The sequence below is a fragment of the Clostridium sp. DL-VIII genome, from assembly GCF_000230835.1.
GTDB lineage: Bacteria > Bacillota > Clostridia > Clostridiales > Clostridiaceae > Clostridium.
This window is the reverse complement of record NZ_CM001240.1, coordinates 930109-942186: the sequence shown is the minus strand read 5'-3', so window position 1 is coordinate 942186 and position 12078 is coordinate 930109. Positions and strand designations below refer to the sequence as shown.

The window sequence follows — 12078 nt, the reverse complement described above, 5'->3', positions numbered from 1 at the left end:
TTTATTGATTATATTTTATACAAAAATCAAGCTGCTGCTCTAGCAATATAATATTTCAAATAATAATATTAATCTAAAAATTATTGTAATATTCCACAAGCAACTCCTAAAATACCTACTGCAAATAATCCAAATATGATTAATAATGGATTAACTTTTTTCTTTAATAGATACATACACAAAAATGTTAGTAGAAGAGGAACTAATCCTGGCATTAAGCTGTCTAATACACTTTGAACAGTTGTAACAACTTCTTTACCATCTTGCCCTGTATATTTAGAAATTACAAATGGTATATTGACAGTTGTCCATTTTGAAACAAGACCACCTATAACGAGTAATCCAAGTACTGAAGAGCCTTCAGTAAGATATCTCAATTTATTTCCTGACATGTCAGAAACCAACTGAGTACCCTTTTCATAACCATAGAATATTCCATACCAGTTTATTGAAAGTCTTATTGCATTAAATACCAGGAAGAAAATTAATGGTCCAATAATACTTCCAGTAAGTGCAAATCCTGCGCCTAAAGCTGCAAGCACCGGCCTTACTGTTCCCCAAAATATTGGATCTCCAACTCCTGCAAGAGGTCCCATAAGCCCTATTTTCACACCACTTATTGATGCCTCATCAATATCAGCTCCATTTGCTTTTTGTTCCTCCATTGCTGCTGTTATTCCCATAATTGGTTTAGCTACATATGGATGTGTATTAAAGAATTCCAGATGTCTTTTAAGTGCTTCTTTTAATTCATCACCTTTATACAATTTCTTTAATGCAGGTATTAATGATACACAAAATCCTACAGACTGCATTCTTTCAAAATTAAATGAACCTAAAAGGAAATTTGAACGGATGAACATTTTTACTAAATCACTTCTATCTAATTTTTTCTGACTCATTGTTGTATCCTCCTTCTGTATTTTACATTAAATCTGAATCATCAACATCATCTATACTATTACTAGCTGTTGCCACTACTACTTTTCCTTCATTAGCTATTGATTTAATATGGAATATTGCTGCAATTACGCCTACAGCACCAAAACCAATTAAGTTAAAGTTAGTGAATGCTGCTATTAAGAATCCGATAAAGAAAAATGGCATTAGTGATTTACTCTTCATCATATTAATAACCATTGCATACCCAACAACTACAATGAATCCACCAGATACTTGAAGTCCTCTTGTAATTACTGTTGGTATAGCTGCAAGTGCTGCATTTACAGCATCTGTACCTGCAAGTACACCTACGATTGCAGCTGGAATAGCTACACGTATTGCTTGAAGTGATAAACCTATAATATGACACATTTCTATTCCTCTTGTATTACCAGCTTCAGCATATTTATCAGCCAAATGTTGGAAAAATACTGTTATTGTTCTTACAAATATAGTCAATACTTGTCCTGCTGCTGCTATTGGCACTGCAACTGCAATACCTGCTCCAATCGATTGCTTTCCAACAATTACAAGGATTGCTGATATTACACTTGCAAGAGCTGCATCTGGTGCCATTGCCGCACCAACATTCATCCATCCAAGTGCTAACATTTCAAGTGTTCCACCTAATATAATTCCTGTTTTAAGATCTCCTAATACAAGTCCAACTAATGTACATGCAATTAGTGGTCTATGGAATTGTGCTTCGTCCAATACACTAGCCATACCAGCAACTGCTGCAACGATTACTAATAAAATTAATTGTAAAGTGCTCATTTATAAATTCCCCTCTTTCTTATAAATTTAAAAATATATATAAACTATTATTTATATATCTATATAAGATTTAATTCCTTAAGTCTATCCATTAAGTTGATTTTAGTATCCTTGGCTAATTTTCTTACTTCTAATTCAATACCTTTTTCATGAAGCTTTTTGAATGCTTGAATATCCTCATTACTCATACATAATGCATTTGTGATTTGCTTTGTACCGTCCTTATAACACATACCGCCAACGTTTACAGATTTAATGTCAACTCCACCGTCAACCATCCTAAGTACATCTGTTGGATTTGTGAATAAAAATAAAGTTTTAAAGCTATTAAACTTAGGATCTTTATATGCTTCTATCGCTTTTGCTACTGGAATTACATATGCTTTTATTCCAGGAGGTGCTACTTGAATTACTAATTGCTTTCTCAAGCTATCAGCTGCAACCTCATCACTTACAGCCATTATTCTGTTGCAACCGCTCTCCCTTGTCCAAACTGTTGCAACCTGCCCATGAATTAACCTATCGTCTATTCTTACAAAACTAATTTCCATAACTATATCTCCTTCATATCTCTTTTTTCTTTTATATTAAGTTACATATATATTTACATGTAATTTTTTTCACTAATCATTTACATCAATTCATCATTCATATTTTCTTGAAAATTTTTAGATAAAGTTTTTATAGCGTCTTTTCCTGAATCCGTTGCTACCTTTAGCAGTTCTGACATAGATAAAAATTCTCTACTTCCTAATACTTCTAAAATCATTGGAAGATTCACACCCGTAACTATTTCCATATTCTCATTCCTTACCGCAATCAAACTAGCTGCATTAAATGGACTACCTCCAAAAAGATCAACCATAAATAAAACACCGTCTTTAGAATCCATTTTCTTTATGAGCATATTATACTTTTCTACTAAGGCTTCTACGCCCTCACCTGGTTTAAATGTAACAGCTCCCACATTTTCCTGAGTTCCAAAAATCATTTCTGCAGATTTAAGAATTTCTTCTGAAAACATGCCATGAGTGCCTATTATTACTGAGATCATTATTGCATCATCCTTCCATTAGTACATATATTATTTTTATACCTTTTTTAATAGCAATTGCCATGCCAAAAAAGGGTGTAAATATATACATTACAGTATAGAACTTTATTTTCAATACCTTAGAAAATTATATTTTTATAGACTACACTATGGTTTCTAAATTTACACTCTTATATTTACGTTTAACACAGTTATATGTAAATTCTCACTTTAATTCACACACTCTTTTAGGCTTAATACATAAAATAATAGTTTATACTTTCTAAAAATATATTTACTCGAAATAATTTATCGTTAAATAGTGAAAAGTTAAGTATAAAAATTATGAGTACTTTCAATACTCATACTATTTTTATACTTAACTCTTCGCTGGCTATTTTTATTAAATAATTATCAACCTAAACATAACTCCTTTAAAATATTTTTGTTTCTATTTTATTCAATACTAATCTGTCATTTTTATGATATCTGCTATAAAATATATTTCATCATCCGTTAATTTTATTGATAACGCATCTTTAAAAATCAAACTGGCTTCCTTTAATACCTGAATAGTTTTTTCATCAAAATTTATATTTTCTTCATCATAAACTAGTCCATTATTTCGAATCATTCTTTCTAATGCACATGCGACATGAAACATAATTCTTAACTTAGCTGAATTTTGGAAACTTATATTTAATGATTTCTCAATCAAATGCAAAAATTCATCTAATAATGAATAAATTTTCTTTGGATTAAGAAATGTTATGATTTCCGAAAGGTTTTGTATACAGAGATCTTTAAAAATCACCTGTTTGTTTCCTTTGCTTTCAACAGGCTTAATATTTTTCCCCTCTAAAATACTTACTAAAGTATTTTCTCCACTTCCATCAATTAATTGCTCTATTGATATAAATGGTATTCCAAGCTTTGGATTAGAAATGCCTATAACAGCTAAAATATTGCTTTCCTTAGAAATATGAGTAATACTATCTTTTAAATTTTTCACTCCTAGTGAAACAACATTAATCTTTTCAGTACTTATATTCCTTATAACATTTTCAACTAATACTTTAAGTTTAAGCGCTGCACCTTTTCCTGTAGAACAAACTGTAACTATAACTTTTTCTTTTTGCTTCTTGTTTTTGGTTATATATTCAGAAATATTATTTGAATATCCTCTAAAATCTGTAAGTAAATATGAATACACTGAATTTAAATCCACATCGCAAACAGAACATTTTCTAACTGCCTCTAAAACCAAAGGGGTAGATACCATATCAATACTTTTTATTTCTATGCCTGTCTTTTCTTTTATTACTTCACCAAAACTATTTAGTGAACCCATATCTACCAAAAGTAATACCCCTTTTCCTTCATCAACCAGTTTAACTTTTTCAATAACCGTATCCAGTATGTCTGCTGGAGATCTTTCAAGTGGCATGTCAACCGCTAAAATGTTATCTGCTTCGAAAAGTTTTTTAGCTAAGCTAACCATACTCGTAGCAATATTGACTCCATGAGAAGCCACAACTATTCCCACTCTCTCCTGACGAGATGATTCTTGTATTGAACTTAGGAGTAAAGCCAAATATTCAATTTCTACATCTGGTATAATAAGGTTGAAATTTTTTTGTATAAGTTTATGAATTTCTTTAGCAACTTTATACTCATTACTCTCAGCAGAAATTGATAAGGTAATATTGGATTCAAGTGATACAGTATTTTTTTTGATACGATTAAATAGAGCGCTAAAATGAAGACTTGTAGCATAAATAAATCTTTCATTTAATTTTCTATTCAATCTTGTTTCCGCTATTTTTTTTATCTCCTCAGCAAAATCAATAATATCCTTATCTACAATCTTCAATAGTCCTTCCCTTCGGTTAATATCATTTTTAAACCTATCGTAAAATTGTTTTAAATGAATATTTATATCGGTAGTTATAAAACTATTTATTTCATTATCATCAAGTCCTTCCTCCTTTAGTAATGAAGTTTTATTTTCTATTATGCTGTAAATATTAAATGGTGTTTCATAATCATCAGTTTCTAAAAAGGTTTTATTTCCATCAGGTTGTATAGTAATGCTATTAGGCATCATATTCCACATTGTTGTATTGTCTCCTGTTTGATTTCCAAAAGCTAATATTCCACTTTTAATATTAGGAGGTAATAAAGTCAAATTTATCTCAATATTTTTATCTGTATTTACAGAATTAAAAAATCCCTTAGCACATACTAACTGTATATTTGACTTTAATTGTCCAACATTTCCATATGTAGTACTGCCTATTAAAGCTTTAATTGCTTCTGATGAAATCCTAATGGCTTTATTCACTCTTTGGGCTTCTTTTGAAAACAAATATTGGACTAATTCTAACTTTTCATCTATAGATCTTTCATCAAATGCTGGTATTGTTATTGTTATAGGAATTCTTCTAATAAATGTATTTAATAATGTAGAATTTGGGTCCTCAGTTGTAGCCCCAATTAGTAATACGTTTGCTCTTCTGCGTCTGTCCGTTTCTCCAAGTTTATTATATGTTCCAGTATCCATAAAATAAAAAACCATTTCTTGACCTTCTGGGGGTAATCTATGAATTTCATCTAAAAACAAAATTCCACCATCAGCTTTTTCAACTATACCTTCTTTCTCTTTTTCTGCCCCCGTAAATGCTCCTTTTACATGTCCAAAAATATGAGATAATAACAGTTGTGGATTATTACAATAATCTGCACAATTAAAAATAATAAAAGGAGGATCCTCTGGTAATTCTTTAATGCTCTTATAGTATTTATACATCATATTGGCAAACAAACTTTTCCCGACTCCTGTACCGCCAATTATCAATGTATGAAGTCCGTTAGGAGGATACAATAATGCTGCTTTAGCTTGTTCAATTTGATTTTTTAAACTTCTATTAAAACCAATAAGGGAATTAAATGATGATCTATCCTTCTTTTCATCAGATATATCAATGAAGTCCTTAATATCTATACCTTCTTCATAATCAAAGACACCCTTTATATTTAATAATTTAATGAATTGTTCTTTTTCAAAATAGAGTACAGGCCTATTTTTTATTTTAATTATTTTTTTTTCACGGCAAAGATTGTTTAATTCTCGTGATACATTACTTCTTAAAACCCCAAAATGCTCACCAATTTGTTGTGCGCTAAATCCCTTAACTTCTAATAATTTTTCTTTTGTAAATTCTTTAGATTTTAATAATATATAATTATAAATTTTCTCAATTTGCTTCATATGTTATACCTTCCTTTGAGCCATAGTAAAAAATAATTATTCTAATCATTGAATTTAGTGTCACCGTTTCCTATTTTTAATTAATTCACTAGGAAATATGACTTTCTAAAAAAATAAAATGCCTCTTTGTACATGTAATATTTTTGAAAAAAATTCATATTTATTCTTATAATATAACTTATATTCAATTAATCATTCAATATAAATCAAAATAATTCATAAACAGTCGTAATAGAATTTTCGAAACATTTTTAACTAAGCTTATCCATAAACTGTAAATTTCTTTATTATTTCTATAAATATTTAAAGCAATCCTCATGCCAAATAAGCGTGTAATTTAAAATGTTAACTATAACTTCTATTTCAAAGTCCTCCTCTATTAACACAAATGTTTTTTACACACTCATAATTTATATCACACACTATAATTTACTTTTGATACATTTATTTTTTGTTAATCTTAACAGCAAAAAACCTTGCATAATCTAAATATCATGCAAGGTTTATATTCTTTTACAACAATAAAATTTATTAATCAAAATATATTATTAATGTTAACTTTCCTTTTGAATTATTTCGTCTATAGCTTCATTATCTAATCTATGAATAATCCATTCCCTCATGGGTTTTGCCCCAATACTTTTATAGAAATTAAGAGACGGCTCATTCCAATCCAAGCAAGTCCACTCAATTCTTTCACATTTATTTTCTTTTGCTATATGAGCTAAAACCTCAAAAGCCTTTTTACCTATTCCATTTCTTCTATATTCCGGTTTTATATATAAGTCTTCAATATATATCCCCTCTCTTCCAACAAATGTTGAAAAATTAAAGAAGTATATAACATATCCTACAAATTCCTTATTCATTTCTATAAGCAATGCTTCTGCTCTATTATTGTGAAATATGGATTCCCTTAGTGATTCTTCTGTTGCCTTTACTTTATCCAGCATTTTTTCATAAGCTGCTATTTGTTTTATAAAATCTAATATAATTGGTATATCTTTTTCTGTAGCTCTCTTAAAGCTAACTTTATTGACTGATTTCTCAATTTCTTTCATTTATCTCTACCTCCATCTATATCTTCTTACTTTGAATGTTTTAGACAAGTTAAATGTTATTTATAATATTTTTCTCACTTTAACAGAAATTGCTTTATCTTTTTCTCTGTATCTGACCCAGGAACAGCGGTGAGTATAGACATTTTCAAGTCAGAATTTGATACAAGCATATAAATAGTATGCTCAAACTCTAGTTCTCCTAAAATTGGATGATTAATATTCTTAAGCATTCCCTCATCTTTCTTAATGTCGTACATTGACCACCAAGAATCAAATTCTTTACTTTCGTTCCTGAGCTCAGTTATAAGATTCTCAATCCATGGATCCCCGACAAACTCTCCATACATTGTGCGAAAGCTTGCAATCATCTTTTTAGCTGAAACTTCCCAGTCAGTGAATTTCTTTTTATATTCTTCATTTGTAAACATAATTCGTAGCATGTTACGTTTAGAAACATTAATCTGATCGTAATCAAGAATAATTTTTGCAGAAGCTCTATTCCACGAAATAACATTAAAGCGAGCATCCTGAATGGTTGCCGGGGAAAATTCTAAGCTGTCAAGCACATGTTGAAACATAGGATTGATATTATCACCGTAAATTTGAAAATCAGTCGGTGCCGTATGCTGTGCAAGAATATAAAGATGTTTTATTTCCTCCTTATCAAGCATCAAGGTTTTAGCTAAACTTTCAAGTGTTTTTAGAGATATTTGTATAGGACGTCCTTGCTCAATCCACGTATACCAGGTTAAACCAATTCCTGAGAGCAAGGCCACCTCTTCTCTTCTAAGTCCTGGAGTTCGGCGGCGTATTCCTTCAGGCATCCCAACCTGCGATGGCAAAATTTTCGCCCTACGCGATTTTAAAAAATCCCCTAATTCCTTATATCGTTGCTTTTCATTGTACATAACTTCTTACCTTTCTTTATCATAGCAGTATTAGTACTAGTATAATTACATATCTATTACTATTATAAATAATCTGATAATATAAATACAATACTAATTAAAGATTGGAGATAATGAAATTATGAAAAAAATAGTCGCTTTTATGGGAAGCCCGAGAAAAAATGGCAATACTGCTACCCTTATTAATGAAGTTATTCGAGGGGCACAAGATGCTGGTGCAGAAACAACTGTTTATAATCTGTATGATATGAACATCAAGCCCTGCCAAGGTTGCTTTGTCTGTCGTAAGACCGGACAATGCGTTATGCAAGATGATTTTCATGACATGTTTAGACATATTATTGATGCCGATACTGTGATTTTTGGATCTCCCGTATATGTTATGCAGATTACAGCTCAAATGAAGCTGTTATGGGATAGACTCTGTGGCTTGTTTGATGAAAATTTCAAGCCTAGATATGGTACTAAAGACCTGATAATGGTATATTCTCAAGGAAATCCAAATGGACAAGCTCTTCAAACAATCTTTAAAGGAAATGAAGCTATGCTTAAAATGTTTGGCTTAAATGTAGTTGATACTATTTTGCAAACAGGTGGCCAAGACTCCAGTGTAGCAGCTAATAATAAAGAACTTTTATTAAAAGCTTATGAAGCAGGAAAATCTATCTAGAGAACCATCAATAATATTCTTTGCGAAACAACTGTTTCACAAAGAACATATAAAAGGAGCTTTGCAGTAGCAATTTTCAGTTGCTGCTGCAATAGCTCCTTTCTAAAAAATCTTCACTTCTTATAATATATTTCTCACTTTACTTCTAATTTAAATATTATTTTTAGGTTTCTATCCTTCTGCCTCTATTACCTTTATTTCTTCTTGTTTACCTTGTTTTAATAAAAGTGTTGGAATAATTACAATAGCAGTAATTATTGAAATAACAAGCATGGTATCATTAAGAGCTTGGAGCTGTGCCTTAAGTGCAACTTCTCCAAACATTTTGTTTAAGGCAATTCCTTGAGCATTACCTGCTGACATCCCGCTTTTAATAAACACCCCTTGAAGCATTTCATATAATTTCATGCTATTTTTATTAAAAGATGTCACTTGAGATGCTAAGTTAGAGTAATCAATCACATTTCTATGCTGCATAACGCTTGTGATAATTGTAACTCCTATGGAAGTCCCTACCTGTTTTACTGTATTAGTTAAAGCAGATGCGTTTGACATTGCAGTCTTTGGTAATCCACTAAAACCTACTGTTTGAACAGGTGCCATAAGAAATCCGACACCAAATCCCCGAATCATTAATAAAATCATAATCGTCATATTAGGTGTATCCAAAGTAATTTTTGACATACTATAACTGTTAATGCCTATCAAAATTAATGCAAATACAGCAAATAACCTAACATCAAATTTATTACCAATTTTCCCGTATAAGACCATAGATATGGCTGTAGCTATTGCTTCTGGAAATAAAATCAAACCTGTATTCATTGAATCAAGTCCCCTTATTTGTTGAAGGAATATTGGCATCAGAAACACACCACCATAAAGAGCTAACATTGCAATATTCATGATAATATTACTCATGCAAAAGGTGTAATTCTTTAATAGTTTTAAATCAAGCATAGGTTCTTCAATGAGTAATTCATTCACAACAAATATTACAAGACTGTAACACCCAACAATCATAAGCACAATATTTTTTATATCGTTCCAGTCCAAATCACTTTTCCCAAGTACATAAAGAACGCAAGACATTCCGATACTTGAAGTTAAAAATCCAATAATATCAAATTTCTTTGATGACTTATGTTCTGATTTTTTGAATATGAGTATAGCCATTATTGTGGCAACTATTCCAACTGGAAGATTTATAAAAAAAAGAAATCTCCAATTAAAATTTTGAATAATATATCCCCCTAAGCTTGGCCCTAAAGCTGGAGCTGCCATTACACACATTCCCATTACCCCTATTGCCATTCCAAGTTCGTTTTTATCAAAAGTAGTCATTAATATTGTCATACCAAGCGATATTATACAAGCTCCTCCAATTCCTTGAATTACTCTTGCAATTATCATTATAGTTTCATTCCATGAAATCCCACACAATAGTGAACCTAAAGTAAATAAAATTAACGCAGTAATAAATACGTTTTTAGTGCCAAATTTATCTCCAAAATAACTTGTTGATGGAATTACAACTCCTAAGGTTAGGGTATATGCACTAACAACCCATTGTATTTGATCTATGGATGCGTTAAAGGTCTGCATCATTTTAGTAACAGAGATATTAATAATGCTGGTATCTAGATTTACCATAAAAATTGCCATAATTACAACACTCATAATAAGCCATTTAGCTGATGATTCTTTTTTATTTTCCATGCTCCCACCTACTTTATATGTATTTTTATGTCTGCATTTGTACCAGGTAGAAGCTTAGCATCATTTTCCTCAAGTTCAATTTTCACAGGTACCTTTTGAACAACCTTAGTAAAAGTTCCTCCTGAAGAAGATGGGAGAAGTGAAAATGCTGAATTTGAAGCCTTTCCTATATATTCAACTTTACCTTGAAATACTTTTCCATCAAATTGATCAATTTTTATATCTACATTTTGCCCTTCTTTTAATTTTTCGACCTTGGTTTCTTCTATATTAGCAGTTATATAAAGTTTTTCTTGGTCAACCATTACCGCAAGCGTAGATCCAGCCTGAACATATTGCCCCTCCTCAGCTTCCTTTTTAATAATTATCCCATTAATTGGCGCTCTAAGTAATGAAGAATTAACATTTTCATCTGCTATTCCCTCTTCATCTATGTGTCCTACAATTTGATCTTTAACTAAAGTTTCTCCTTCTTCTACACTAAATTCAAGAAGACTTCCTGAAATTTTTGGAGTTATATCTATAAAATCTCCAGCTACCTGTGCATCTTCAGTTGAAACAAAATACTCATTTTCATACCAATAATAAAACCCAACTCCGCTAAGAGTTATTAACATAGCTATAGCTATACAAAAAATTATTATTTTACGCTTTCCTTGCATTTTTATCATCCCTTCCTAACTTCTTACGCCAACTTTGGCAAACATGCCAGGTTTCAATTGTGCGCTTGAATCTATTAAAGTTATTTTTACTAAAACATTATTACTCTTAGAATTTAATTCTGAATTTATTACTGATATAGTTCCTTCAAATTCTGAATCTTCTATCTCCGACACTTTAACATTTACAGCTTGTCCTTCTTCTAGATTTTTTGCAATACTCAACGGTACATATGCATTCACGCATAAAGTGTCAGGATTAGATATCGAAATAAGAGTGCTGCCAGGTGATACTATTTCACCTTTATTTATATTTTTAACAGTAACTTTCCCTGAAATAGGCGCTGTGATAGCTCCATTATTTAATGCTATTTGTGCTGTTTTTAATGCTTCTTCAGCTTGCTTTACTTGAGCCTTGTAAACATCTATACTCGTTTCTGTAGCACCATTTTTAAGCATTTCTAATTGTTCCTCTGCTGATTTCTGCCCTGACTCAGCTGAGGTAAGTTGCTGCTGTGCAGTTTCAAGTTGCACCTCTGTAGCTGCACCAGCCTCAACTAAAGCTTTTGTACGATCATAATCCTTTTTAGAGGCATCATAAGTTGCTTTAGCACTATCCAGGGCTGCTTGTGCTTGCTCTATTTGTTCAGGACGTGTACTGTTCATAGCATTAGTTAAATTTGCATTTGCAGTATTTACTGCTGCTTGTGCTTGATCTACCTGAGCCTGCAAGTCCTGAGTATCTAATTTAATGACAGTATCACCTTGATTTACAACTGACCCTACATTAACTGATATATCTGAAACTCTTGCAGAAATTTTTGAGGATACATTAACTTGATTATCTGTTTCAAGTTTTCCTGCCATGATATATATGGATTTTTGCTCATTAACCTCTTCTGCTTGAACAGCATTTTCATTTCTATTATTATTTGCGGCGCATCCTGTAAAAAAAGATGTTCCTATAAGAACTGGTAATACAATTAACAAAACATATTTCTTCATAAATTACTTACTCCTTTAACAAATTAATTATCG

11 protein-coding genes are annotated in these 12078 nt (G+C 31.1%); 1 reads left to right on the top strand and 10 read right to left on the bottom strand.

What is annotated here, in order from left to right; translation table 11 throughout:
• Positions 1-80: 80 nt before the first annotated feature.
• From manZ to CDLVIII_RS04290, 7 genes are all read right to left on the bottom strand, one after another.
• Positions 81-902 carry a PTS mannose transporter subunit IID gene (gene manZ / locus CDLVIII_RS04320; RefSeq protein ID WP_009168208.1) on the bottom strand — a complete coding sequence of 274 codons (822 nt, stop codon included), beginning with the start codon at positions 900-902 and terminating at the stop codon, positions 81-83.
• Positions 903-924: 22 nt separating this feature from the next.
• Positions 925-1719: a PTS mannose/fructose/sorbose transporter subunit IIC gene (locus CDLVIII_RS04315; protein ID WP_009168207.1), complete on the bottom strand. Its 795-nt coding sequence runs from the start codon at positions 1717-1719 to the stop codon at positions 925-927.
• Between the two features lie 59 nt (positions 1720-1778).
• On the bottom strand, positions 1779-2270 hold the full coding sequence (locus CDLVIII_RS04310) for a mannose/fructose/sorbose PTS transporter subunit IIB (protein ID WP_009168206.1): 492 nt from the start codon (positions 2268-2270) through the stop codon (positions 1779-1781).
• Between the two features lie 80 nt (positions 2271-2350).
• Positions 2351-2773, bottom strand: coding sequence for a mannose/fructose/sorbose PTS transporter subunit IIA (locus tag CDLVIII_RS04305; RefSeq protein ID WP_009168205.1), 423 nt, complete (start codon positions 2771-2773; stop codon positions 2351-2353).
• 445 nt (positions 2774-3218) lie between these two features.
• A complete protein-coding gene (locus CDLVIII_RS04300) occupies positions 3219-6023 on the bottom strand; it encodes a sigma-54-dependent transcriptional regulator (protein WP_009168204.1) in 2805 nt (934 codons plus the stop codon).
• A gap of 554 nt (positions 6024-6577) precedes the next feature.
• Positions 6578-7084 carry a GNAT family N-acetyltransferase gene (locus CDLVIII_RS04295; protein ID WP_009168203.1) on the bottom strand — a complete coding sequence of 169 codons (507 nt, stop codon included), beginning with the start codon at positions 7082-7084 and terminating at the stop codon, positions 6578-6580.
• A 74-nt stretch (positions 7085-7158) separates the two neighbouring features.
• A complete protein-coding gene (locus CDLVIII_RS04290) occupies positions 7159-7992 on the bottom strand; it encodes a helix-turn-helix transcriptional regulator (RefSeq protein ID WP_009168202.1) in 834 nt (277 codons plus the stop codon).
• Positions 7993-8134: 142 nt separating this feature from the next.
• On the opposite strand from CDLVIII_RS04290, the gene CDLVIII_RS04285 reads away from it, so the two are divergent.
• Positions 8135-8662, top strand: a complete 528-nt coding sequence (locus CDLVIII_RS04285; protein ID WP_242835819.1) for a flavodoxin family protein — start codon at positions 8135-8137, stop codon at positions 8660-8662.
• A 171-nt stretch (positions 8663-8833) separates the two neighbouring features.
• Here CDLVIII_RS04285 and CDLVIII_RS04280 read toward each other — a convergent pair whose 3' ends face one another.
• From CDLVIII_RS04280 to CDLVIII_RS04270, 3 genes are read right to left on the bottom strand one after another with little or no spacing between them, the layout of a single operon-like run.
• Complete coding sequence (locus tag CDLVIII_RS04280) at positions 8834-10381, bottom strand: DHA2 family efflux MFS transporter permease subunit (RefSeq protein WP_009168200.1); 1548 nt, start codon at positions 10379-10381, stop codon at positions 8834-8836.
• A gap of 8 nt (positions 10382-10389) precedes the next feature.
• A complete protein-coding gene (locus CDLVIII_RS04275) occupies positions 10390-11043 on the bottom strand; it encodes an HlyD family efflux transporter periplasmic adaptor subunit (protein WP_009168199.1) in 654 nt (217 codons plus the stop codon).
• Positions 11044-11058: 15 nt separating this feature from the next.
• A complete protein-coding gene (locus CDLVIII_RS04270; RefSeq protein ID WP_009168198.1) occupies positions 11059-12045 on the bottom strand; it encodes an efflux RND transporter periplasmic adaptor subunit in 987 nt (328 codons plus the stop codon).
• Positions 12046-12078: the final 33 nt, after the last annotated feature.